A 24922-nucleotide genomic window follows, 5' to 3' on the forward strand; every position below is an offset into this window, starting at 1 on the left:
CACCAGGCGGACCTGGGGCTGACCGCCCTCGGGCCCATGGGAAGATGCGGCCATGCTGCGCTGGTTGACCGCGGGTGAGTCGCACGGCCCCGCTCTGACGGGGATCCTCGAGGGCGTTCCCGCCGGGGTCGACATCACGACCGAGGACATCCGGTCCGCACTGGCCCGCCGACGCCTCGGGTACGGGCGCGGGGCGCGCATGAAGTTCGAGCAGGACGAGGTGCAGCTGCTCGGCGGCGTCCGCCACGGCAGGACGCAGGGCGGACCGGTCTCGGTGCAGATCGGCAACACCGAGTGGCCGAAGTGGGTCGAGGTGATGTCGGCGGACCCCGTCGAGGACCCGGACGTGCTGCTGCGGGCGCGCAATGCCCCGCTGACGCGACCCCGTCCGGGGCACGCCGACCTGGTCGGCATGCGCAAGTACGGCTTCGACGACGCCAGGCCGGTGCTCGAGCGGGCGAGCGCGCGGGAGACGGCTACCCGCGTGGCCCTGGGGACTGTCGCAGCCGCATTCCTCGCGCAGGCCGCAGGCGTGCACCTGGTCAGCCACGTGGTCGGCATCGGCCCGGTCTCGACGCCCGACGGCGCGGCGCTCCCCACCCCGGACGACGTCGCGGCGCTCGACGCCGACCCGGTGCGGTGCTTCGACCCGGCGACGTCCGCCGCGATGGTCGCCGAGATCGACGAGTGCCACAAGGACGGCGACACCCTCGGCGGAGTGGTCGAGGTGCTCGTCTACGGGCTGCCGTCCGGGCTCGGCTCGTACGTCCACGCGGACCGACGGCTCGACGGGCGGCTGGCCGCGACCCTCATGGGAATTCAGGCGATCAAGGGCGTCGAGGTCGGCGACGGCTTCCGGACCGCCACCCGCCGGGGTTCCCAGGCGCACGACGAGATCGAGCGGGACGTCACCGGCAGGATCGTGCGCCGCACCAACCGCGCTGGCGGTCTCGAGGGCGGCATGACCAACGGGGAGATCCTGCGGGTCCGGGCCGCGATGAAGCCCATCTCCACCGTCCCGCGGGCGCTCGACACCGTGGACACGGCGACGGGCGAGGCCGCCAAGGCCCAGCACCAGCGGTCCGACGTCTGCGCGGTGCCTCCCGCGGCCGTGGTGGCGGAGGCGATGGTTGCGCTGGTGGTCGCCGAGGCGCTGCTCGAGAAGACCGGTGGCGACTCGGTCGCCGAGGTGCGCCGGAACCTCGCCGCCTACGTCGCGGCGATCCCGACGCTCCTGTCGTGAGCACGGACGAGCGCGTGGCCACCCCGCGGATCGTCCTTGTCGGCCCCCCGGGGTCCGGCAAGTCGACGGTCGCGGTCGCGCTGGGCGAGCGGTGGCAGCTGAAGGTCCGCGACACGGACGCCGACGTCGAGTCGGAGGCGGGCAAGCCGATCGCCGAGATCTTCGTCGAGGACGGCGAGCCAGTGTTCCGCGCGCTCGAGCACGATGCGGTCGCGCGCGCGCTCGACGAGCACGACGGAGTTCTCGCGCTCGGCGGGGGAGCGGTGCTGCACGATGACACGCAGGCGGCGCTCACCGCCTACCGGGAGCGGGGCGGTGTCGTCGTCTTCCTCGACGTCTCGCTCGCGCACGCCGCGCCGCGGGTCGGGTTCAACCAGTCCCGGCCGTTGCTGCTGGGCAACCCGCGTGCCCAGTGGCAGGCGCTCATGGAGGCGCGGCGGCCGGTGTACGAGCGGGTGGCCAGCGTGCGGGTGGTCACGGACGGGCTGCGACCTGCGGACGTCGCCGCGCTGATCGAGCAGGAGCTTGCGACGCTCCGCGTCGCCGGGACACGAGAGGGCACCGAGGAATGAGCGACACCACCACCGTGCACGTGGCGGGGGAGCGGCCGTACGACGTGGTCATCGGCCGGCACCTGCTCGGAGCGTTGCCCGCACTGCTCGGCGCGGACGTGCGTCGCGTGCTGGTGGTGCACCCGTCCGCCCTGGCGACGTCCGCGGACGCGGTTCTCGACGACCTCCGGGCGCACGGGTACGAGGCCTTCGGTGCCGAGGTGCCGGACGCCGAGGAGGCCAAGACCGCCCAGGTCGCGGCGTTCCTGTGGCAGGTCCTGGGCCAGGCCGACTTCACGCGCTCCGACGCGATCGTCGCCGTCGGGGGCGGGGCCACGACCGACCTGGCCGGGTTCGTCGCGGCGACCTGGCTGCGCGGCATCGCCGTCGTCCAGGTGCCGACCACGCTGCTCGCCATGGTGGACGCCGCGGTCGGCGGCAAGACGGGCATCAACACGGCCGAGGGCAAGAACCTCGTCGGGGCCTTCCACCCGCCGGTGGGCGTGCTCTGCGATCTCGCGGCGCTGGCGTCGATGCCGAAGCACGACTTCGTCGCGGGACTGGCCGAGGTGGTCAAGTGCGGGTTCATCGCCGACCCGGTCATCCTCGACCTGGTCGAGGCCAACACCGAGCGCCTCACCGACCCCGCGGCGGCGGCGGCCTCGGACGTGCTGTTCGAGCTCGTCGAGCGCGCGGTCGCGGTGAAGGCTCGCGTCGTCGGCGAGGACCTGCGCGAGGCGGGCCTGCGGGAGATCCTCAACTACGGCCACACGTTCGCCCACGCGATCGAGCAGGTCGAGCGCTTCCAGTGGCGCCACGGCGCGGCGGTCTCCGTGGGCATGGTCTACGTCGCCGAGCTGGCACGACTGGCCGGCAGGCTGCCCGACGCCGTGGTCGATCGGCACCGCTCGGTGCTCACGTCCTTGGGACTGCCCGTGACCTACCGCGGAGACCGCTGGGACCGGCTCCTCGCCGCCATGCGCAGGGACAAGAAGACCCGCGGCGACCTGCTGCGCTTCGTCGTCCTCGAGGACGTCGGACGCCCGGCACGGCTCGAGGGACCGGACCCGACGCTGCTCGCCGCCGCCTACGCGGAGGTCAGCGAGGGCGCTGTCACCTCGCGGGTGGTCTCGCTCTAGCCGGATGTGACGGCGTCCCTCAACTCGGCACGTCCTGCGACCGAAGTACTTGGACGAGGACCTGCCGAACCCGAGGAGCTGACGTTGGTGACGGACGTCGTCGACCAGATCTCGGGCCGCGGCGACCGGGGCCAGGACGTCACCGACCGGTCACTGGCCGCCCGGTGGGCACGGGAGCGCGCGCTCCTCGTGCACGACCGTCCCCGACTGGCGCGGGCCGCGCAATGGGTCTGGGACCGTCCGTGGACGTCGTGGCCGGTCGCGTTCGTGTGCTTCGGCGTGCTCGGTGCGGGGAGCACCGACAGCGACGCGGCCCTCTTCCTCGAGGCCGGGCGCAGCATGCTGGGGCCGGGCATCCTCGACGTCTTCGCGGACCCGGCGCTCCAGATGGGCCCCCTCGACCTCGTCCTCGTGGGCGGGGTCGCCCTGACTGCCGACGCCGTCGGCATCTCGGCCGCGTTCCTCGTCGCGGCGGTCCAGGCCGTCCTGGTGCTCGCCCTCGCCCAGGCCGTCGCCGCGCGGGCCGCCCGGCGCGCCGGGACCGACCCCCTCGCCGTGCGCTGGCTGGTCACCGCGGTCCTGCTCGGCAGCGGCGTGATGGCCGAGGCGACGCTCATGGGACACCTGGAGGAGCTCGCCCTGGGCCTGCTGCTCGCACTGGCGGCATTCGAGGCCGCCGACGGACGGCGCTGGTCGGTGGGCGTCCTGCTCGGGCTGGCAATCGGGACCAAGCTCTGGGCGGTCCTCGGCATGCCCCTGGTCCTGCTCGGCCGGCGGTGGCCCACGGCGATGGCGCGGGCGGTGCTGGCGGTGGCGATCGGGCTCGGCCTGTACGCGCCGTTCGCGCTGTGGGGGGACCTGCGAACGTTCGACTTCGCCTGGACGGTCTCCTCCACCTCGACCGTCGCGCTCGTCGCCGGGTCGCTCGCGACGTCGGGCTGGGCCCTGCGCGTCGCCCAGACCGCGGTCGTCGGCCTGATCGGCGCCGTGCTGGCCCTACGACCCCGGGTGGACCCGCTCGCCGTCGTCGTGGCGATCCTCGCGGCACGTCTGCTGCTGGATCCGCTGCGCCTGCCGTACTACCCGGGTCCGCTCCTCGTCGTCCTCGTGCTCTGGACGTGGACGAGCACCTCCCGCACCACCCGCAGGTGGCGCATCCCCGTCCTCGTGGCGTCACCGCTCGTGGCGCTCGCGCCGTACGCGCTGACCGAGACGGTGCAGGCCGTGGTCGGCACCGTCGTGCTCGTCGGTGTCCTTGTGCTCGCCGTCCGGGTGGGGCTGGCGAAAAGAGAGGTGGCCGTGCTGTGACCCTGGCCCTGGACCGCCCGGCGCTCCCTGCCCCGACGTGGAGCCAGCGAGAGATCGGCCGGCTCGAGCAGGACCGTCCCCGCCTGGCTCGCCTCCTGCGCGTGGTGTGGATGCATCCGACCACCGTCGTCGTCTGCTTCGGACTCCTCATCGGCGTGATGGCCGGGCTGGACAGGAGGGAAGGGGACCAGGTCCTCTTCCGTGCCGCGGGTCTGGCGATGCTCGGCCCGCACTTCCTCGACGTGTTCTCTGACAGCTGGTTGCAGATCGGACCGGTGTACCTCGTCCTGCTCGGGCTGGGCACCCTGCTCGGGACGGTCGTGCAGGTGCCTCCAGTCGCGATCGGAGTCTGCGCCGCGGCCGCCCACGGTGCCCTCACGGCATGGCTGGCGTGCCTGGCTGCGCGACGTGCGGCCGAGGCGACGGGCGCGTGGGTGCGCCGCGCACAGTGGGTCGTCGGGCTCACACTCGTCGTGGGCGGATTCCTCTACACAGCGCTCGTCGCCGACCACGCCGAAGAGCTGATCCTGGGCCTCGTCCTCGCCCTCGCGGCGGTCTCGGCAGGCAGGGGACGGCTGGTCTGGGCGGCCGTGCTGCTCGCGCTGGCGACGGGCGTCAAGCAGTGGGCCCCCACCGCGGGCGGGATCTTGCTGGTGGGACGAAGGGTGCGGGCCTCGGTGCTGGCCATCACCGTGTTCGTGGCCGGGGTTGCCCTGCTGTACCTGCCCTTCAAGCTGTGGGGCGACATGCAGACGTTCTCGGTCCAGTGGCCGTTTCCCGAGCAGACGTGGCTCGACCGGGTGCCGGGTCTGGCGGGGTCGTCCGACTGGACCCAGCGCATCGTCCAGGGCGCGGCAGCCGGCCTCGTGGGGGTGGGCATCGCATGGCGTCGCCACGGGTCGGCGCTGGTCGTCGTCATCGGCTCGGTCGCCATCCGCCTCCTGCTTGACCCGCTGCGACTGTCGTACTACTGGACGGCTCTCGCTGCTGTCGCGATGGTGTGGCTGTGGACCAGCCAGGCGCCCGACGTGCGTCGCGCTCGCCTCTGGATCACGCCGGCACTGCTGGTGCTCACACTGGTGCCGATGCTGCCGGACGGCGGCTGGTGGCACCTCGAGACGTTCGCCGCGATCGCGCTCCCGGTCTTCTGCCTCGTCGCGGAGCGACGCGCCCGACCCGCTCGCCCCGACCCGACGCCGCTGGCAGCGGAGGATCGCCTAGGCTCGGCGGCATGACGCACGTCCTCGTCCTCAACGGTCCCAACCTCGGACGGCTCGGCGTGCGTGAGCCGGAGGTCTACGGCTCGGCGTCCCTCGACGACCTCGCGGTGTCCGTGGGCACGTGGGCCGCAGACCTGGGCCTGGACGTCGAGGCGCGTCAGACGGACGACGAGGCCGTGCTGGTCGGCTGGCTGCACGGCGCGGTGGACGCGCGGGCGCACGTGGTGCTCAACCCGGCCGCGTTCACGCACTACTCGTACTCGCTGCGGGACGCGGCGGCCCAGGTGACGGCGGCCGGTCTCCAGCTCGTCGAGGTGCACCTGACCAACCCGTACGCGCGGGAGTCGTTCCGGCACGTGTCGGTGATCGGGCCCGTCGCCACGGGAACCGTCGCGGGTTTCGGGGTGCAGTCGTACCGCCTCGCCCTCGAGGCGATCGCCGGAGGGCTCCGGCCGTAGCGCCGTCGCTCGGGCACGGCCGACCGCACGATAGAATGGTCGGCGGTCTGCGGCCGCCCGTGCCGTGCGCGCCTCCGGGTCGCGTGCGCGGCGGACCGCTAGGACACCTCATCACCGACAGGAAGCGACGATCGTGGCGACCACCAACGACCTCAAGAACGGCACCGTGCTGAAGATCGACGGCCAGCTGTGGACCGTGATCGAGTTCCAGCACGTCAAGCCCGGCAAGGGTGGCGCGTTCGTCCGCACCAAGCTGAAGAACGTCCTGTCCGGCAAGGTCGTCGACCGGACGTTCAACGCCGGCCTGAAGATCGAGACGGCCAACGTCGACAAGCGCGACATGCAGTACCTGTACAAGGACGGCACGGACTTCGTGTTCATGGACACGGACAACTACGACCAGATCCACATCTCCGAGGTCACTGTCGGCGACGTCGCCAACTTCCTCCTGGAGAACCAGAACGCCATGGTCGCGACGAACGAGGGCGTGCCGCTGTACGTCGAGCTCCCGCCGTCGGTGATCCTCGAGGTCACCTACACGGAGCCCGGCCTCCAGGGCGACCGCTCGTCTGCCGGCACCAAGCCCGCGACGCTGGAGACCGGCTACGAGATCCAGGTGCCGCTGTTCCTCGAGTCCAACACGAAGGTCAAGGTGGACACCCGCGACGGGAGCTACCTGGGCCGCGTGAACGACTGAGGTGGGAGCTCGCACCAAGGCCCGCAAGCGGGCCCTCGACGTCCTCTTCGAGGCCGACCAGCGCGGTATCGACCCCGTCACCCTGCTCGCGGACCGCATCGCGCAGCCGGGCACGGAGACCTCGCTGCCGCAGTACTCGGTGGACGTGGTCGAGGGCGTGATCGCGCAGCAGGACCGGATCGACGAGCTGCTAGCGACGCACGCCCACGGCTGGACCATCGACCGGATGCCGGCGGTGGACCGCGCCCTGCTGCGCATCGGCACGTGGGAGATCCTGTTCAACGACGACGTGCCGGACGCCGTGGCGGTGGACGAGGCCGTCGAGCTGGCCCGGTCGCTGTCCACGGACGACTCACCGCAGTTCGTGAACGGGCTGCTCGGCCGGATCGTGGACCTGAAGCCGACGCTGCTCGCCTGAGCTCGCTCCCGTCGCGTCAGCCGCGGCGGGGGAGGGCGGCCACGCGGGCGCCGTCGTGCCCCGAGATCGGCGTCGGGACGCCGATCGATCGCAGGGGCCGAGCCCGTTCGGGGACGAGGGCCATCGCGCCCGTCGTCGGCCGGGGGCCACGCACGGGCAGGTGCGGCGCGGCGCGGCCCAGGAAGTTGCCCTGGACGCGGGTCACGCCCATGTCGGCGAGCGCCGTGAGCTGCAGTGGCGTCTCGACGCCCTCGGCCACGATCCCCAGACCGTGGGTCTCCGCCAGGGCGACGATCGCGCGCACCACACCGCGGCCGCGCTCGGAGCCCATGTCCCGCACGAACGAGCGGTCGATCTTCAGCTCGTCCACGGGAAGCCGCGCGATCCGCGCCAGCGAGCTGTAGCCGGTGCCGAAGTCGTCCACGGCGATCCGGGCGCCCCGGGCTCGCAGCTCCGAGAGCACGGGCACGGCCGACGACGTCCGGACGAGGGCGCTCTCGGTGATCTCCAGGGTGAGGTGCTCCCAGAAGGCGTCGCCCCAGGCCGTCTCGATCTGCTCGAGGGCGTCCGGCTCGGCCAGCTGGCGTGCGGCGATGTTCACCGACACGGGCATCTGGAACCGCTCCAGCGCCCTGCGGGCCTGGCGCATCACCTCGAGACCGATGGGCACGATGAGGCCCGACTCCTCGGCCAGCTCGAGCCAGTCGGCGGGCAGGATGAGGTGGCCGTGGTGGTCCCAGCGCGCGAGCGCCTCGACCTGCACGATCTCCAGGCTCTGCGCGTCCACGATGGGCTGGAAGTAGGCGGTGAAGTGGCCCTCGGCGACGGCCGCCTCGAGCGCTGCCCGCTGGTGCCGCTCGGCCTCGACGCGACGCCGGAGCGCCCTGTCGAAGACCCGGAACCCGGACCGGGACCGCTTGGCCTCGAGCATCGCGGTGTCGGCGTGCCGGACCAGCGCGTCCGCGTCGACGACGTCCCCGGGCAGCCACGTAGCGACGCCGACGGTCAGGCGTGCGGGCCTGCTGCCGCCGGCACGGTCGATGAACCCCTCGCGGATCGCGCGTGCGATCGCGACGAGGTCGACGTCCTGGGGCGCCCGGGCGAGCACGATGACGAACTCGTCGCCACCGACGCGCCCGACGTAGGACTCGTGGTCGGAGAGGGTGTTGCGCAGGTAGTCCGCGACACGCACGAGCAGGGCGTCCCCGTGCGCGTGACCGTAGGAGTCGTTGACGCGCTTGAACCCGTCGAGGTCGCAGTAGATCAGCGAGACGCGGGTGCGCTCGACGTTCGCCCGCTCGAGCATGGCCAGGAGGTGCTCCTCGACCGCCCGACGGTTGGGCAGGCGGGTGAGGGGGTCGGCGAACGCGGTGGTGAGCAGCCTGTCGCTCAGCTGGTAGCGCTCGGCGGCGGCGGAGACGATCTGGGCCAGGTCGATGAGGAACGTCCGGGCCGCGGGGGGGTGCTCGACCTTGGCCGAGGAGAACAGCTCGGTGACGAAGCGGTCGCGGGCGATCGGCCGCAGCGAGCCCTCGATGCTGGGGTCGCGCAGGATCGTCCGGGCCTCGTCGCGGGCCGTGAGCAGCAGGCCGTCCGCGTCCTTGACGAACCACGCGGAGTTGGCCAGGCGCGCCAGGGCGTCGCGCATGTTGTTCTGCCGGACCGCCGCGACCTGGGCGTCGCGCAGCCGGTTGAGCGCGAGCACCTCGAGGCCGACGGCCAGCGGGATGGCCCAGAGCGCCGCGCTCATCGCGCCGATCGAGTTGTCGCGGACCAGGACTCCGACGGTGAAGAGGGCGAGCGACTCCCCGCCGGCGATCACCAGCAGCGAGCTCAGGGCCGTGAGCTTCGTGCGGCCGAGGGCGACGACGACGTAGGAGACGACGACGGCCGTGGGGGTCAGGACGAGGATGTCCGACAGCACGTCGGCGTCGGCGACGTAGTCGTCGAGAGGCACCCACCACAGCCCCGCACGCGCGACGAACAGGGCGATGGTCGCCCACAGCCAGTAGCGCACCTTGGGGCCGCCGGCGATGGCCCGGGTGGCCGGGATCGCGATGACCAGGAAGCTCGCGACCAGCTGCGCGTGGACGAAGTCGATGACGTCGCGTGCGGTTCCCGGGGTGGTCAGGGCGCACAGGCCACCGGCCAGCAGGACCAGCGCCATGTGGATCGACCAGGCGAGCGACCACGCCGCGCTGGCCGGACGGACCTCGCCGCGCCACCAGAGCCACTGGAGCACGCAGAAGCCACCGACCAGGCCTGCAGCAAGCAGCTGCAGCACGGTGACCCACGTAGGAACGGTTCCGAGCACGATGAGGGCATCGTCACATAGTTGCCCGGGGATGACGTGGCATCCGAGTGACGAGGCGGCGTACGCGCACCTGGGACGCGATGGACGTCGCGTCGGGAGGACGACCCGCGCGAGGTAGGGTGAGCGCCGCAGAGACATTCCTTTAAGACCCGTCCAGTGAGGCGGGGAAGGAGTTAGCTGGATGAGCACACGCACGCCCGCGCCGGACCGCGTCGACGATGACGCGAACGTGGTCCTCGGCGCCCCGGAGATCGGCCGGGCACTCACGCGCATCGCGCACGAGATCCTCGAACGCAACAAGGGCGGCGCCGACGTCGTGCTGCTGGGCATCCCCACCCGTGGCCTGCCCCTCGCCCGCCGCCTGGCGGAGCGCCTGGTCGCGGTCGAGCCGAGCCTGGACCTCGCGCTCCTGGTCGGCAGCCTCGACGTGACCATGTACCGCGACGACCTCGCGCACCACCCCACCCGGACGATCGGCGCCACGGACATCCCGGGCGGGGGCCTGGACGGCAAGGTCGTCGTGCTCGTCGACGACGTCCTCTACTCCGGCCGCACCATCCGCGCGGCCCTCGACGCGATCAGCGACCTCGGCCGGCCGCGCGCGGTGCAGCTGGCCGCGCTCGTCGACCGCGGCCACCGGGAGCTCCCGATCCGCGCCGACTACGTCGGGAAGAACCTGCCCACCTCCACCAACGAGCGGGTGCGCGTGCTGCTCGAGGAGAACGACGGCCGCGACGCCGTCCTGATCGAGGGAGGGGTGCGATGAAGCACCTGCTGTCCACCGCCGACCTCTCGCTCGACGACGCTGTCCGCATCCTCGACACCGCCGGCTCGATGGCCGCGACCCAGGGCCGGGAGATCAAGAAGCTGCCCACGCTGCGCGGCCGCACGGTGGTGAACCTGTTCTTCGAGGACTCCACGCGGACGCGCATCTCGTTCGAGACGGCAGCCAAGCGGCTGTCCGCTGACGTCATCAACTTCTCCGCCAAGGGTTCCAGCGTGTCCAAGGGCGAGTCGCTCAAGGACACCGCCCTGACGCTCCAGGCGATGGGCGCGGACGCGGTCGTCATCCGGCACCACGCCTCGGGCGCTCCGCACACGCTCGCCACCTCCGGGTGGACGCACGGCGCTGTCATCAACGCCGGTGACGGCATGCACCAGCACCCGACCCAGGCGCTGCTCGACGCGTACACGCTGCGCCGGCACCTGTCCGGACCGGGGGACGTCACCGGGCGCGACCTGACGGGGCTGCGCGTCGCGATCGTGGGCGACGTCCTGCACAGCCGGGTCGCCCGCTCGAACGTGCACCTGCTGCACACGCTCGGCGCGGAGGTGGTGCTCGTGGCGCCGCCCACGCTGCTGCCCGTCGGGGTCGGCGCCTGGCCCGCCCGCGTCTCGTACCACCTGGACGAGGTCATCGCGGACGAGAAGCCCGACGCGGTGATGATGCTGCGGGTCCAGCGCGAGCGGATGTCGAGCGCCGGGGGAGGCTTCTTCCCGAGCCCGCTGGAGTACACCCGGCGCTACGGCCTGGACGCCCGGCGGCTCGCCCTGCTGCCGGAGCACGCGATCGTGCTGCACCCCGGCCCGATGAACCGCGGCCTGGAGATCTCCGCCGACGCCGCCGACTCCCCGCGTGCGGTGATCGTCGAGCAGGTGGCCAACGGCGTGGCGGTCCGGATGGCCGTCCTGTACCTGCTGCTCGCGGGCGGCGACGCCCCCGCTCGAGCGGCGGGCTCGGCCCCGGCCGAGAAGAGCTCCGACGAGACGAAGGTGGACGCGTGACGAGGAACTACCTGCTGCGGGACGTCAGCCCCCTCGGCGACGGCACCACCGACGTGCTGCTGGCCGACGGCGTGATCGCGGCGATCGGCCCGGACGCCGAGAAGCAGGCGGGCGCGGACCCCGTGATCATCAACGGCAGCGGGCTGATCCTGCTGCCCGGCCTCGTCGACCTGCACACGCACCTGCGCGAGCCGGGCCGGGAGGACGCCGAGACGGTCCGCTCGGGCACGCGCGCGGCGGCGATGGGCGGGTTCACCGCGGTGCACGCGATGGCCAACACGACCCCGACCCAGGACACCGCCGGCGTCGTCGAGCAGGTCTGGCGGCTGGGACGGGACGCGGGCTGGGTCGACGTGCGACCTGTCGGAGCCGTGACGGTCGGGCTGGAGGGCGAGCGGCTGGCGGAGCTGGGCGCCATGGCGGAGTCCGCGGCCCAGGTGCGCGTGTTCTCCGACGACGGGAAGTGCGTGCACGACCCGGTCGTCATGCGCCGCGCCCTGGAGTACGTCAAGGCGTTCGACGGGGTCATCGCCCAGCACGCGCAGGAGCCGCGGCTGACCGAGGGCGCCCAGATGCACGAGGGGGTCGTCTCCGCCGAGCTGGGGCTCGCCGGCTGGCCGGCGGTCGCCGAGGAGGCGATCATCGCCCGCGACGTGCTGCTGGCTGAGCACGTCGGGTCGCGGCTGCACGTCTGCCACCTGTCCACCGCCGGCTCCGTCGAGATCATCCGCTGGGCCAAGTCCCGCGGGATCGACGTCACCGCCGAGGTCACCCCGCACCACCTCATGCTCACGGACGAGCTCGCCCGCGGGTACGACCCCGTGTTCAAGGTCAACCCGCCCCTGCGCACGCAACGGGACGTCGAGGCGGTGCGCGAGGGTCTGGCCGACGGCACGATCGACATCGTCGCCACCGACCACGCGCCGCACACCCGCGAGGACAAGGACTGCGAGTGGGGTGCCGCGGCCTTCGGCATGACCGGGCTGGAGACCGCGCTGTCCGTGGTGCAGGAGACGATGGTCGACACCGGCCGGATGACCTGGGCCGACGTGGCGCGGGTGCTGTCCACCGCGCCCGCCCGGATCGGCCGCGTCGCCGACCACGGCCGGCCGATCGCGGTGGGGGAGCCCGCCAACCTCACGCTGGTCGACCCGGGCATCCGCCGGGTCGTCGTGGCGGAGGAGCAGGCCACGCAGAGCGTCAACTCGCCGTTCCGTGGTCGCGAGCTGTCGGGCTGCGTCATCGCCACGTGGCTGCGCGGTCGCGCGACCGTCATGGACGGGTCGGCGTGCGACGAGACCGTGGTGGTCCGCTCGTGAGCCGCCAGGCGGTCTCGACGCTCGTCCTCCTCCTCGTGGTGCTCCTGGTGCTCTGGCGGATGCGCGCGGGCTGGCAGGCGCGCACACGACGGTCGTCCGCGCTGGTCACCGCGCTGCCGGTCGCGCCCGCCGCCCTGGGGACCGAGCTCCTGGGCCCGGTCGACGCCACCTACGTCTCGACCACCCGGGCGGGGGACTGGCTGGACCGCGTCTCCGCCCACGGCCTCGGGGTGCGCAGCCCCGCGCAGGTCAGCGTCTTCGACACCGGGGTACGGATCACCCGCACGGGCGCGACGGACGTGTTCGTGCCCGCGACGGCCCTGCGGAGCGCGGCCGGTGCGCCCGGCATGGCCGGCAAGGTGGTCGGGGGACAGGGCCTCGTCGTCCTGTCCTGGCAGGCCGACCCCGCCGACCCGCGCGGGCTGGACACGGGCCTGCGCCCGAAGCACGCGGCCGACCGCGCACGGCTCATCGACGCTGTCACGGCACTGACCGCGGGCCACGCGCCCGCGCAGGAGGAGAACTCATGACCGACGCAGTACTCGTGCTCGAGGACGGCCGGACGTTCACGGGCCGCCCCTACGGCGCCGAAGGCTCCACGCTGGGCGAGATCGTCTTCAACACCGGCATGACCGGCTACCAGGAGACGCTCACGGACCCGTCGTACCACCGGCAGATCGTCGTGATGACGGCTCCGCACATCGGCAACACGGGCGTCAACGACGAGGACGACGAGTCGGCGCGGATCTGGGTGGCGGGCTACGTGGTCCGGGACCCCGCGCGCCGCGCCTCGAACTGGCGGTCGGTCCGCACGCTCGACGAGGACCTCGTCGCGCAGGGGATCGTCGGGATCAGCGAGATCGACACCCGCGCTCTCACCCGGCACCTGCGGGAGCGCGGCGTGATGCGGGCGGGCATCTTCTCCGGCGCCGCGCTGGTCGACGCCGACGGTGAGCGCCGCGCGGAGCACGAGCTGCTCGCGGCCGTGCTGGACGCCCCGGCGATGGTCGGGGCCGACCTGGCCGGCGAGGTGTCCACCGACACCGCCTACGTGGTGGAGCCGATCGGGGAGCACGTCGCCACGGTCGCGGCCGTGGACCTCGGCATCAAGGCCATGACGCCGCAGCGGCTGGCCGAGCGTGGGGTGCGCGTCCACGTGCTGCCCTCGGACGCGACCATCGAGGAGGTCCTCGCCACGTCGCCCGACGGTGTCTTCTTCTCGAACGGGCCCGGCGACCCCGCGGCGGCGACGCACGAGATCGAGCTGCTGCGCGACGTGCTGGACCGCCGGATCCCGTTCTTCGGCATCTGCTACGGCAACCAGCTGCTCGGCCGCGCGCTCGGCTACGGCACCTACAAGCTGGGCTACGGGCACCGCGGGGTGAACCAGCCGGTCATGGACCGGGCGACCGGCAAGGTCGAGATCACCGCGCACAACCACGGGTTCGCGGTCGACGCCCCGCTGGACGGCGAGTCCGTGGCGCCGCACGACGGCGGTCGGTACGGCCGCGTGGTGGTCAGCCACGTGGACCTCAACGACGACGTGGTGGAGGGCCTGCGGGCGCTCGACCTGCCGGCCTTCTCGGTGCAGTACCACCCGGAGGCCGCGGCCGGCCCGCACGACGCCGCCTACCTCTTCGACCGCTTCCTCGATCTGATGACCGCACAGAAGGGTGCTGCCTGATGCCCCGGCGCACAGACATCACGAGCGTCCTGGTCATCGGCTCCGGCCCGATCGTCATCGGCCAGGCGTGCGAGTTCGACTACTCGGGGACGCAGGCCTGCCGCGTGCTCAAGGAGGAGGGCCTGCGGGTCATCCTGGTCAACTCCAACCCGGCCACGATCATGACGGACCCGGAGTTCGCCGACGCCACGTACGTCGAGCCGATCACCACCGAGATCCTCACCACGATCATCGCCAAGGAGCGCCCGGACGCGATCCTGCCGACGCTGGGCGGCCAGACGGCGCTCAACGCGGCGATCGCGCTGGACGAGGCGGGCGTCCTGGAGAAGTACGACGTCGAGCTCATCGGGGCGAACATCGCGTCGATCCAGAAGGGCGAGGACCGCGAGCAGTTCAAGGAGGTCGTCGAGGTCTGCGGCGCCGAGAGCGCCAAGTCCGTGATCGTGCACTCGATCGACGACGCCCTCGCCGCGGTCGAGGTCCTGGGCTACCCGGTCGTCGTCCGTCCCTCGTTCACCATGGGCGGGCTCGGCTCGGGCATCGCGTACGACGAGACCGACCTGCGCCGCATCGTCGGCCAGGGTCTGCACTACTCGCCGACCACCGAGGTGCTCCTGGAGGAGTCGATCCTCGGCTGGAAGGAGTACGAGCTCGAGCTCATGCGCGACAAGCACGACAACGTCGTGGTCGTCTGCTCGATCGAGAACGTGGACCCGGTCGGCGTGCACACGGGCGACTCGGTCACCGTCGCACCCGCACTGACCCTCACCGACCGCGAGTACCAGCGGATGCGGGACATCGGCATCGCGGTCATCCGCGAGGTCGGGGTCGACACGGGCGGCTGCAACATCCAGTTCGCGGTCGAGCCGTCCACGGGCCGCATCGTCGTCATCGAGATGAACCCGCGCGTGTCGCGCTCGTCGGCCCTGGCGTCCAAGGCGACCGGCTTCCCGATCGCGAAGATCGCGGCCAAGCTGGCCGTCGGGTACACCCTGGACGAGATCCCGAACGACATCACGGGCGGGTCGACGCCGGCGTCGTTCGAGCCGACGCTCGACTACGTCGTGGTCAAGGTCCCCCGCTTCGCGTTCGAGAAGTTCCCGGCCGCGGACGACACGCTCACGACGACCATGAAGTCGGTCGGCGAGGCGATGGCCCTGGGGCGCAACTTCACCGAGGCGCTCGGCAAGGCGATGCGCTCGCTGGACAAGAAGGACTCGGTCTTCCACTGGACCGGGGACCCCCTTGCCGGCGACGCGCTCGATGCGCTGGTGGCGACGATCTCCCGGCCGACCGAGCACCGCCTCGTGGACGTGCAGCAGGTGCTGCGCTTCGGCGTCCCACTCGAGACCGTCTACGAGCTCACGGGCATCGACCCGTGGTTCCTGGACCAGATCCAGCTGATCAACGAGGTCGCCGAGCAGACGCGCACGGCCGACGCCCTCACCCGCGGGGTCCTGCTGCACGCGAAGCGCCACGGGCTGTCCGACGTGCAGATCGCCATGCTGCGCCGCACCTCCGAGGACGCGGTCCGCCGCGCCCGGCACGCCGTGGGTCTGCGTCCGGTGTTCAAGACCGTCGACACCTGTGCCGCCGAGTTCGCCGCGAGCACGCCGTACCACTACTCGTCCTACGACGAGGAGACCGAGGTCGCCCCGCGCACCCGCCCCGCGATCCTCATCCTCGGCTCGGGACCCAACCGCATCGGCCAGGGCATCGAGTTCGACTACTCGTGCGTGCACGCCGCGCTGGCGCTCAAGGGCGAGTACGAGACCGTGATGATCAACTGCAACCCCGAGACGGTCTCGACGGACTACGACACCTCCGACCGGCTGTACTTCGAGCCGCTCACGTTCGAGGACGTGCTCGAGGTCTACACCGCCGAGCTGGCCGCGGGCCCGGTCGAGGGCCTCATCGTCACCCTCGGCGGCCAGACGCCCCTGTCGCTCGCCCAGCGTCTCCTGGATGCCGGGCTGCCGATCCTGGGCACCTCGCCCGCCGCTATCGACGCCGCAGAGGACCGCGGCGAGTTCGGCAAGGTGCTCGAGGCCGCGGGGCTCCCTGCCCCGGCGTTCGGCACCGCCACCACCCAGGCGGGTGCCCGCGACACCGCCCGCCGGATCGGCTTCCCGGTGCTCGTGCGGCCGAGCTACGTGCTCGGCGGCCGCGGCATGGAGATCGTGTACGACGAGGCGCAGCTCAACGAGTACGTCCAGCGCGCGCTGGCGGCTGCGGAAACGGCGGGCAGGGCACACAACACCGGCACGCTGCCGCCGCTGCTCATCGACCGCTTCCTGGACGACGCCATCGAGATCGACGTCGACGCCCTGTTCGACGGGACCGAGCTGTTCCTCGGCGGCGTGATGGAGCACATCGAGGAGGCCGGCATCCACTCCGGCGACTCGGCGTGCACCCTCCCACCGGTGACCCTGTCGACCTCGGAGCTGGAGCGGATCCGGCTGTCGACCGAGGCGATCGCGCGCGGGGTCGGGGTGCACGGGCTGCTCAACATCCAGTTCGCCCTGGTCTCCGACGTGCTCTACGTCCTCGAGGCCAACCCGCGGGCTTCGCGCACGGTGCCGTTCGTGTCCAAGGCCACGGGCGTCTCCCTCGCCAAGGCCGCGGCGCTGGTCATGGCGGGCCGGTCGATCGCGGACCTGCGGGCCATGGGCATCCTGCCCGTGGACGACGCGAGCGTGCTCGACCTCGACTCGCCGATCGCGGTCAAGGAGGCGGTGCTCCCGTTCAAGCGGTTCCGCACCAAGGAGGGCGTCGTCGTCGACACGGTGCTCGGCCCGGAGATGCGCTCGACGGGCGAGGTCATGGGCTTCGACGTCGACTTCCCGACCGCGTTCGCCAAGTCGCAGGACGCGGCCTTCGGGGGGCTCCCCACGGGCGGGCGGGCGTTCATCTCGGTGGCCGACCGCGACAAGCGCTCGATCGTGTTCCCGGTGAAGCGCCTGGCGGAGCTCGGCTTCGAGATCCTGGCGACGGAGGGCACCGCGGCGGTCCTGCACCGCAGCGGCATCGCGTCGACCGTGGTCCGCAAGTACTCGTCCGGCCGGGGCGCGGCGGGGGAGCCGACCATCGTCGACCTCATCACCGCCGGCGACGTCGACATCGTCGTGAACACCCCGTCGGGTCAGGGTGCCCGGGCAGACGGCTACGAGATCCGCGCGGCGACGGTCGCGGCCGACAAGGCCATGGTCACCACCGTCCAGCAGCTCGGGGCGGCCGTGCAGGCCATCGAGGCGCGCCAGGCCGGCCCGTTCCGGGTGACCAGCCTCCAGGAGCACGACGCAGCCGCCCTGGTCCGTCGTGAGGCGCGCGCGGCGGCCCGCGCATGACGGCGGCGTTCGGGGCGCGCCTGGCGGCCGCCATGACGGCGCACGGGCCGCTCTGCGTGGGCATCGACCCGCACCCGAGCCTGCTGGAGGCGTGGGGGCTGCCGGACGACGCCCAGGGGCTGCGACGGTTCGCCCTGACGGTCCTGGAGGCGGTCGGCGGCCAGGTGGCGGCCGTCAAGCCGCAGGCGGCGTTCTTCGAGCGACACGGCTCCGCGGGGGTCGCCGTGCTCGAGGAGGTCGTCGCGGCCGGCCGGGACACCGGCACGCTCGTGATCGTCGACGCCAAGCGCGGCGACATCGGCTCCACCATGGGCGCCTACGCCGATGCGTTCCTGCGCGACGGCTCGCCGCTCGCGGGGGACGCGCTGACGGTGTCCCCGTACCTCGGGTTCGGCTCGCTCGACCCGGCGGTCGACCTGGCGCTGAGCTCGGGTCGCGGGCTGTTCGTCCTGTGCCTGACGTCCAACAAGGAGGGCCACGAGGTCCAGCATGCGCGGACACAGGACGGCACCACGGTCGCGGCCCTCGTGGCGGCGCGCGCGGGTGCGCTGAACGCCGGAGCGGACCCCATGGGATCCATCGGGCTGGTCGTGGGCGCGACGGTGGGTGACGCGGCGTCCCGCACGGGCGTCGACCTGGCGGCCGTCAACGGTCCGCTGCTCGCGCCGGGCGTGGGCGCCCAGGGTGCCGGCCCGCACGAGCTGGCGCAGGTGTTCGGGTCCGCGCGGCGGCAGGTGCTGGCGTCCTCCTCGCGCGGCGTGCTCGTCGCCGGCCCCTCCGTGGCCGCGCTGCGGGCGGCCGCACGGCAGGCGTCGGACGAGGCTGCCGCGGCGCTGTCCTGAGCTCGACCCCGAGTTCGACCCCGAGCTCGATCGGCCGTGTCGGTGCAGGTCGTGGGCGGCTGGACGCGCGTCCGCATTGCCGATGAGGGTGGTGCTCGCTAGTTTCGTTCTCACGATCCCGCGCACTTCACGTGGGTCGCCGGCCCACTGACGAGAAGGTGACGCGCGTGGCACTCCCTCCGCTGACTCCCGAACAACGAGCGGCAGCGCTCCAGAAGGCCGCCGCCGCCCGGCAGGCCCGTGCTGAGGTCAAGAACCGCCTCAAGTACTCGCAGGGCACCCTCTCCGAGGTGATCGCCCAAGGGCAGGCGGACGAGACGATCGGCAAGCTCAAGGTGCTCGCCCTCCTCGAGTCCCTGCCTGGCGTCGGCAAGGTCAAGGCGCGTGCGATCATCTCCGAGATCGGAATCTCCGAGACCCGTCGTGTGCGCGGTCTCGGGCCGCACCAGGTGAAGGCTCTCGTCGACCGTTTCGGGTGACGTCCGGGCCGCGCCGCGCATCTCGAGGAGCACCGCGCCACCCATGACGACGACGCCTGCCCGGCTGACCGTTCTCGCCGGACCGACCGCCGTCGGCAAGGGCACCGTGTCCGCCGACGTCCGGACCCGCTATCCCGAGGTCTGGCTGTCGGTGTCGGCCACCACCAGGGCACCTCGGCCCGGCGAGGTCGACGGGGTGCACTACCTGTTCGTGACGAACGACGAGTTCGACGCCATGGTCGAGCGCGGCGACCTGCTCGAGTGGGCCGTCGTGCACGGTCGCAACCGGTACGGCACTCCTCGGCGACCCGTCGAGGAGCGGCTCGCGGACGGGGAGCCCGCACTCCTGGAGATCGATCTGCAGGGGGCACGTCAGGTCCGCGAGTCGATGCCCGACGCGCACTTCGTGTTCCTGGCGCCACCGTCGTTCGCGGAGCTGGAGCGCCGCCTGGTCGGCCGGGGGACCGAGGACGCGGAGGAGCGGGAGCGTCGCCTCGCCACCGCACGCGTCGAGCTCGCGGCGGAGGCCGAGTTCGACCAGGTGATCGTCAACGACGACGTCCACCGGGCCACCGACGAGCTGGTCCGCGGGATGGGCATCCCGACCAGGTAGGATGTCGGCAGCCCATTCTCAAACTTCGGGAGACCACCATGTCCGGAACCGTCGCAGCCCCCGTCGGCATCACCGACCCGCCGATCGACCGCCTGCTCGAGCGTGCCGACTCCAAGTACGCGCTCGTCCTGTTCTCGGCCAAGCGCGCGCGCCAGATCAACGCCTACTACTCGCAGCTCAACGAGGGCCTGCTCGAGTACGTCGGCCCGCTGGTGGACACGCGCCCGCAGGAGAAGCCCCTGTCGATCGCCATGCGCGAGATCGACGCCGGCCTGCTCACGTCCGAGGCCACCGAGGGCTGACCTGCCCCCATGCGCATCGTCCTCGGCGTCGCGGGCGGCATCGCCGCCTACAAGGCCGTCCTGCTGCTGCGTCTGCTGCGCGAGGACGGCCATGCCGTCCGCGTGGTGCCCACGCGCGCGGCGCTCGAGTTCGTCGGGCGCGCGACGTGGGAGGCCCTGTCCGGGCAGCCGGTGACCACCGACGTGTTCGAGGACGTCGACCAGGTGGCGCACGTCGCCGTCGGCAAGCAGGCCGAGCTGGTGATCGTCGCCCCCGCGACGGCCGATCTGCTGGCCCGCGCCGCGACCGGCCAGGCGGACGACCTGCTCACCGCCACGCTGCTGGTGGCCCGGTGCCCGGTGCTGCTGGCGCCGGCGATGCACACCGAGATGTGGGAGCACCCCGCCACGGTCGCCAACGTGGCCACGCTCCGCTCCCGCGGCGTGCACGTGCTCGACCCGGCGGCCGGTCGGCTCACCGGGACCGACACCGGCCCCGGACGGCTCCCCGAGCCGGACGAGATCGCTGCCGCGGCACTCGCGCTGGTCACCGACCGGCCCCAGGACCTCGCCGGTCGGCACGTCGTCGTCTCGGCCGGCGGCACCCGTGAGCCCATCGACCCCGTGCGCTTCCTGGGCAACCGGTCGTCCGGGCGTCAGGGTGTGGCGCTGGCCCGGACCGCGTACGCCCGGGGCGCCCGGGTGACGCTCGTGGCCGCGAACATCGACGTCCCGGTGCCGGCCGGCGCCGACGTCGTCCGTGCCGAGACCGGCGCCGAGCTGCGGGACGCCGTGCGCGCCGCGGCGAAGGACGCGGACGTCGTGGTGATGGCGGCCGCGGTCGCCGACTTCCGGCCGCGCACCAGTGCCGAGAGCAAGATCAAGAAGGTGGCGGGCGGTGCGGGCCCCGTGCTGGAGCTCGTGGAGACGGTGGACATCCTCGCGGAGCTGGCCCACGAGCGGCTGCGGGCCGACCAGGTCGTCGTCGGCTTCGCGGCGGAGACAGGCGACGACACGGGCAGCGTGCTCGAGCACGGCCGCGCGAAGGCCCTGCGCAAGGGCGCGGACCTGCTGGTGGTCAACGCCGTCGGTGGAGGTCGGGGCTTCGGCACCGAGGCCAACGACGTCACCATCCTCGACGGGTCCGGCGCAGTCGTCGGCACCGCCGCGGGGAGCAAGGACGAGGTCGCGGACGCCGTCTGGGACGCGGTCGTCGAGCGCGTCTGAGACTGGGCACGCGTCGCGCACGGCGCCCATTACGCTGTCCGCCATGACCGAGCCCGACATGCGCCTGTTCACGTCCGAGTCCGTGACCGAGGGGCACCCGGACAAGATCTGCGACCAGATCTCCGACGCCATCCTCGACGCGATCCTCGAGCAGGACCCGCAGGCGCGCGTGGCGGTCGAGACGATGGTGACCACCGGTCTCGTGCACGTCGCGGGTGAGGTCACCACGAGCGCGTACGTCGAGATCCCGCAGATCGTGCGTCAGGTGGTCAAGGGGATCGGGTACACCTCGTCGGCGATCGGGTTCGACGGGGACTCCTGCGGCATCTCCGTGTCGATCGGGCAGCAGTCGCCCGACATCGCCGCCGGTGTGGACAAGGCCATCGAGATCCGCGAGGACGCGTCCGACCTCGACCCGCTGGACGCCCAGGGCGCCGGCGACCAGGGCCTGATGTTCGGTTACGCCAGCGACGACACCCCCACGCTGCTCCCGCTCCCCATCTGGCTCGCGCACCGGCTGGCCGAGCGCCTCACCCTCGTGCGCAAGGAGGGGATCCTCCCGGGGCTGCGGCCCGACGGGAAGACCCAGGTCACCATCGGCTACGACGGAGACCGCGCCGTCCGGCTCGACACGGTGGTCCTGTCCACCCAGCACGACCCGGACGTCCAGCTCGAGACGACGCTGCGCCCCGGCATCACCGAGCACGTGGTCGGGCCGGTGCTCGCGCAGCTCGACCTCGACGTGAGCGACTTCCGCCTGCTGGTGAACCCGACCGGGACGTTCGTCGTCGGCGGTCCGCAGGGCGACGCCGGGCTGACCGGCCGCAAGATCATCGTCGACACCTACGGCGGGATCGCGCGCCACGGTGGCGGTGCGTTCTCCGGCAAGGACCCGTCGAAGGTGGACCGGTCCGCCGCCTACGCGATGCGGTGGGTGGCCAAGAACGTGGTCGCCGCCGGCCTCGCCCGCCGGTGCGAGGTGCAGGTCGCCTACGCCATCGGCAAGGCCAACCCGGTCGGGCTCTACGTGGAGACGTTCGGCACGGAGACCGTGCCCCTGAGCCGGCTGACCGCCGCGATCCGCGACGTCTTCGACCTGCGCCCGGCCGCGATCGTCCGCGACCTCGACCTGCTGCGGCCGATCTACCGCAAGACCGCCGCGTACGGGCACTTCGGCCGGGAGCTGCCGGAGTTCACCTGGGAGCGCACCGACCGCGTCGCGGACCTCCAGTCCGCGGTGGGCTGACGCCGGCCGCACCCGCTCCCGGTCCTGCGTGGGCAGCGGATGGTCTGATGGACGCGTGGGCGTGAGCGCAGGCGGCGGTGAGCAGCTGATGCTCGACGGTCTGCCGCAGCCGAAGCGGCGGGCGCGGCCCCCCGTCGGCGGTGTGCCGCTCGCCGAGCACCTGCCGATCGCCCGCGTGTGCGTGGACCTGGTGCCGCACCATCTCGATCGCGTCTTCGAGTACGCCGTGCCCGCGTCCCTGAGCGACTCCGCCGTCCCCGGCACGCGGGTGAAGGTGCGGTTCGGGGGCCAGGACGTCAACGGCTACGTGCTGGAGCGCGTCGACGAGGCGGAGCACGACGGCGTCCTCCAGCCCGTGCGCAAGGTCGTCTCCGCCGAGCCCGTCCTCACGCCGGAGGTCGCACGCCTGGCGCGGGCGGTCGCGGACCGGTGGGCCGGGACCCTGAACGACGTCCTGCGGCTCGCTATACCGGCACGGCACGCCCGGGTGGAGGCGGAGGTCCCCGCTGCCTCGGACGAGCCGATCACCCCGTCCCCGTCTGCCACCGCCTGGGCGCCCTACCGCGGCGGCGCGGCGTTCCTCCAGCACGTCACCGCCGGCGGTGCGCCGCGCGCGGTGTGGTCCGCGCTGCCGGGGGCTGCGGGGGAGCGCTGGCCGGACGCGATCGCGCAGGCGGTGGCCGCCTGCGTGCTGGGCGGTCGCGGCGCGCTGGTGGTGGTGCCGGACGCCCGGGACATCGACCGCGTGCTCGCCGCCCTCGACCACGCCGGCATCCCGCGCTGGGCGCCGGGCTCCACGGGCGGTGCGGTCCGGCTCGCCGCCGACGACGGTCCGGCCGTGCGGTACCGGTCGTTCCTCGCGGCCCTGCGCGGTCGGGCCTCGGTGGTCGTCGGCACCCGGGCGTCGGCGTTCGCCCCCGTGGCCGACCTCGGGCTCGCTGTGGTCTGGGACGACGGCGACCCGCTGCATGCGGAGCCCCGAGCGCCGTACCCGCACGTCCGCGAGGTGCTGGCCCTGCGCTCCGAGCTCGAGCGCTGCGCGCTGCTGGTGGCCGCGCACGCTCGCTCCGTCGAGGCGCAGGCGCTGGTCGAGTCGGGGTGGGCGCACGAGGTGGCCGCCGACCGTGCGACGACCCGCGCCCGCGCCGCGCGGGTGCTGGCGCTCACGTCGGTCGAGCTGGCGCGGGAGGGACCGGCGGCCGCGGCGAGGCTCCCGGCCCCGGCGTGGCGCACGCTGCGCGACAGACTCGCCCACGGCCCGGTGCTCGTGCAGGTGCCGCGTGCCGGGTACGTGCCCGCGGTCGCGTGCGGCCGCTGCCGCGCTGCGGCGCGCTGCGGCGTCTGCCACGGCCCGCTGGGGCTGACCACCGCCGACGGGGTCCCCACCTGCGGGTGGTGCGGGCGGCTGGCCACGGACTGGCGCTGCACCGAGTGCGGTGCGGGCGCGCTGCGGTCGGTCCGGGTCGGGTCGGAGCGCACGGCCGAGGAGCTGGGGCGCGCGTTCCCCGGGGTGCCGATCCGCGTCTCGGGTGCCCGCGCGGCCGGCGGTGTGCTGGCTGTGGTGACGGACGTCCCGGCGGTGGTGGTCGCGACGCCCGGCGCGGAGCCGGTGGCTCCGGGCGGCTACGCGGCTGCGCTCCTGCTCGACGCGGCCGTGAGCACCGCCGGGGCGTCGCTGCGCACCGGCGAGGACGCGCTGCGCCGGTGGTTGACGGCGGCTGCGCTGGTCCGTCCGGCGGCCGAGGGCGGCACCGTGGTCCTCGTCGGCGATGCCGAGGAACGGGTCACGCAGGCCCTGGTGCGCTGGGATCCCGCGGGGTACGCCTCGCGCGAGCTGGCCGAGCGTGCGGAGCTCGCGTTGCCACCCGCCGTGCGGATCGCCGCGGTCACCGGGCCGCGCGACGCGGTCGACACCCTGCTCGCGCGGCTCGACGTCCCCGACGCCGAGATCCTCGGGCCGGTCCCGGTCGGCGCGGCGGAGGAGGGCGCCCTGGAGCCGGACGTCCGAGCCCTCGTGCGGGTGCCACGGTCCAGCGGCGCCCCGCTCGCCCGCTCGCTGGCCGCCTCGCTCGCGGTGCGCAGCGCCCGGCGTGAGGGCGGCACCGTGCGCGTCCAGCTCGACCCGGCGGACCTCGGATGATCGACGCGGTCGTGCTCGACCTCGGCAACGTGCTGGTGCGCTGGGACCCGTACCTGGCGCTGGCCGGGCGGCTGCCCGCGGGTGACACCGAGGCGTTCCTCGTGGACTTCGACTTCATGGCGTTCAACCACCAGCAGGACGCGGGTCGTTCCTGGGCGGACGCGCGGGCCGACCTCGCCGCGAGCGCGCCCGAGCACCTGCCCGCGCTGGACCTGTACCTCGAGCACTTCACCGACGCGATCGCGGGGCCGGTCCCCGGCTCGGAGCAGCTGGTGGGCGAGCTCCACGACGCGGGGATCAGGCTGCTCGGCCTCACCAACTGGTCGGCCGAGACGTTCCACCTGGCCGAGCACGCGGCACCCGTGATCGGGCTGCTGGAGGACGTGCTGGTCTCGGGCGAGGTCGGGGTGGCCAAGCCGGACCCGCGGATCTTCGCCCTGCTCACCCAGCGGTACGGACTGCGCCCCGAGCGCACGGTGTTCGCCGACGACTCCGCCGCGAACGTGGCCGCAGGCGCTGCCGCCGGGTACGACGCCGTGCTCTTCACCACGGCGGACGCCCTCCGCGCCGACCTGGTGGCGCGCGGGGTCGCCCTGCCGCGCACCTAGGAT

At 73.0% G+C, this 24922-nt stretch carries 23 protein-coding genes; 22 read left to right on the forward strand and 1 reads right to left on the reverse strand.

The genetic code is table 11. The features are described from left to right. Positions 1-52: 52 nt before the first annotated feature. The 8 genes from aroC (at position 53) to nusB (ending at position 7034) form a co-directional block, all read left to right on the forward strand. On the forward strand, positions 53-1243 hold the full coding sequence (gene aroC, locus HP550_RS10430) for a chorismate synthase (RefSeq protein ID WP_175347618.1): 1191 nt from the start codon (positions 53-55) through the stop codon (positions 1241-1243). After that, the gene (locus tag HP550_RS10435) at positions 1240-1815 is read left to right on the forward strand and encodes a shikimate kinase (protein WP_343048106.1); all 576 of its coding nucleotides are present in this window, start codon (positions 1240-1242) and stop codon (positions 1813-1815) included. The genes aroC and HP550_RS10435 overlap by 4 nt, the downstream gene beginning before the upstream one ends. Further along, positions 1812-2933, forward strand: a complete 1122-nt coding sequence (gene aroB / locus HP550_RS10440; protein WP_175347619.1) for a 3-dehydroquinate synthase — start codon at positions 1812-1814, stop codon at positions 2931-2933. Before HP550_RS10435 ends, aroB begins: the two co-directional genes overlap by 4 nt. A gap of 87 nt (positions 2934-3020) precedes the next feature. Continuing rightward, complete coding sequence (locus tag HP550_RS10445) at positions 3021-4241, forward strand: glycosyltransferase 87 family protein (RefSeq protein ID WP_175347620.1); 1221 nt, start codon at positions 3021-3023, stop codon at positions 4239-4241. Further along, positions 4238-5476, forward strand: a complete 1239-nt coding sequence (locus tag HP550_RS10450) for a DUF2029 domain-containing protein (protein ID WP_175347621.1) — start codon at positions 4238-4240, stop codon at positions 5474-5476. The genes HP550_RS10445 and HP550_RS10450 overlap by 4 nt, the downstream gene beginning before the upstream one ends. Beyond that, complete coding sequence (locus tag HP550_RS10455) at positions 5473-5919, forward strand: type II 3-dehydroquinate dehydratase (protein ID WP_175347622.1); 447 nt, start codon at positions 5473-5475, stop codon at positions 5917-5919. Before HP550_RS10450 ends, HP550_RS10455 begins: the two co-directional genes overlap by 4 nt. 133 nt (positions 5920-6052) lie before the next feature. Beyond that, positions 6053-6616: an elongation factor P gene (gene efp / locus HP550_RS10460; protein ID WP_175347623.1), complete on the forward strand. Its 564-nt coding sequence runs from the start codon at positions 6053-6055 to the stop codon at positions 6614-6616. Between the two features lies 1 nt (position 6617). Beyond that, a complete protein-coding gene (gene nusB, locus HP550_RS10465; protein ID WP_175347624.1) occupies positions 6618-7034 on the forward strand; it encodes a transcription antitermination factor NusB in 417 nt (138 codons plus the stop codon). 16 nt (positions 7035-7050) lie between these two features. On the opposite strand, the gene HP550_RS10470 is transcribed toward nusB, so the two are convergent. After that, the gene (locus tag HP550_RS10470; RefSeq protein ID WP_343048107.1) at positions 7051-9318 is read right to left on the reverse strand and encodes a putative bifunctional diguanylate cyclase/phosphodiesterase; all 2268 of its coding nucleotides are present in this window, start codon (positions 9316-9318) and stop codon (positions 7051-7053) included. A gap of 211 nt (positions 9319-9529) precedes the next feature. Between HP550_RS10470 and pyrR the strand changes: the two genes are divergently transcribed. The 14 genes from pyrR (at position 9530) to HP550_RS10540 (ending at position 24919) form a co-directional block, all read left to right on the forward strand. Beyond that, positions 9530-10114 (forward strand): bifunctional pyr operon transcriptional regulator/uracil phosphoribosyltransferase PyrR, encoded by a 585-nt coding sequence (gene pyrR / locus HP550_RS10475; protein ID WP_175347626.1) that lies wholly within the window; start codon positions 9530-9532, stop codon positions 10112-10114. Beyond that, positions 10111-11133, forward strand: a complete 1023-nt coding sequence (locus HP550_RS10480) for an aspartate carbamoyltransferase catalytic subunit (protein WP_175347627.1) — start codon at positions 10111-10113, stop codon at positions 11131-11133. The genes pyrR and HP550_RS10480 overlap by 4 nt, the downstream gene beginning before the upstream one ends. Beyond that, entirely contained in the window at positions 11130-12452 is a 1323-nt protein-coding gene (locus HP550_RS10485; RefSeq protein ID WP_175347628.1) for a dihydroorotase, read from the forward strand. The genes HP550_RS10480 and HP550_RS10485 overlap by 4 nt, the downstream gene beginning before the upstream one ends. Further along, entirely contained in the window at positions 12449-12982 is a 534-nt protein-coding gene (locus HP550_RS10490) for a PH-like domain-containing protein (protein WP_175347629.1), read from the forward strand. Before HP550_RS10485 ends, HP550_RS10490 begins: the two co-directional genes overlap by 4 nt. Further along, positions 12979-14136, forward strand: coding sequence for a glutamine-hydrolyzing carbamoyl-phosphate synthase small subunit (carA, locus tag HP550_RS10495; RefSeq protein WP_175347630.1), 1158 nt, complete (start codon positions 12979-12981; stop codon positions 14134-14136). Before HP550_RS10490 ends, carA begins: the two co-directional genes overlap by 4 nt. Further along, a complete protein-coding gene (gene carB / locus HP550_RS10500) occupies positions 14136-17483 on the forward strand; it encodes a carbamoyl-phosphate synthase large subunit (protein WP_175347631.1) in 3348 nt (1115 codons plus the stop codon). Before carA ends, carB begins: the two co-directional genes overlap by 1 nt. After that, complete coding sequence (pyrF, locus tag HP550_RS10505) at positions 17480-18325, forward strand: orotidine-5'-phosphate decarboxylase (RefSeq protein WP_175347632.1); 846 nt, start codon at positions 17480-17482, stop codon at positions 18323-18325. The genes carB and pyrF overlap by 4 nt, the downstream gene beginning before the upstream one ends. Positions 18326-18492: 167 nt before the next feature. Then, complete coding sequence (mihF, locus tag HP550_RS10510) at positions 18493-18804, forward strand: integration host factor, actinobacterial type (RefSeq protein ID WP_028046342.1); 312 nt, start codon at positions 18493-18495, stop codon at positions 18802-18804. Positions 18805-18847: 43 nt separating this feature from the next. Beyond that, on the forward strand, positions 18848-19417 hold the full coding sequence (gene gmk, locus HP550_RS10515) for a guanylate kinase (RefSeq protein WP_175347633.1): 570 nt from the start codon (positions 18848-18850) through the stop codon (positions 19415-19417). Between the two features lie 38 nt (positions 19418-19455). Then, positions 19456-19719 carry a DNA-directed RNA polymerase subunit omega gene (gene rpoZ, locus HP550_RS10520; RefSeq protein ID WP_175347634.1) on the forward strand — a complete coding sequence of 88 codons (264 nt, stop codon included), beginning with the start codon at positions 19456-19458 and terminating at the stop codon, positions 19717-19719. A gap of 9 nt (positions 19720-19728) precedes the next feature. After that, on the forward strand, positions 19729-20925 hold the full coding sequence (gene coaBC / locus HP550_RS10525) for a bifunctional phosphopantothenoylcysteine decarboxylase/phosphopantothenate--cysteine ligase CoaBC (protein WP_175347635.1): 1197 nt from the start codon (positions 19729-19731) through the stop codon (positions 20923-20925). Positions 20926-20968: 43 nt separating this feature from the next. Continuing rightward, on the forward strand, positions 20969-22171 hold the full coding sequence (metK, locus tag HP550_RS10530; RefSeq protein WP_175347636.1) for a methionine adenosyltransferase: 1203 nt from the start codon (positions 20969-20971) through the stop codon (positions 22169-22171). Between the two features lie 88 nt (positions 22172-22259). Beyond that, positions 22260-24311 (forward strand): primosomal protein N', encoded by a 2052-nt coding sequence (locus HP550_RS10535; protein ID WP_175347746.1) that lies wholly within the window; start codon positions 22260-22262, stop codon positions 24309-24311. Then, on the forward strand, positions 24308-24919 hold the full coding sequence (locus HP550_RS10540; RefSeq protein WP_175347637.1) for an HAD-IA family hydrolase: 612 nt from the start codon (positions 24308-24310) through the stop codon (positions 24917-24919). Before HP550_RS10535 ends, HP550_RS10540 begins: the two co-directional genes overlap by 4 nt. Positions 24920-24922: the final 3 nt, after the last annotated feature.

The organism is Cellulomonas humilata (assembly GCF_013359775.1).
Taxonomy (GTDB): Bacteria; Actinomycetota; Actinomycetes; order Actinomycetales; family Cellulomonadaceae; genus Cellulomonas; species Cellulomonas humilata.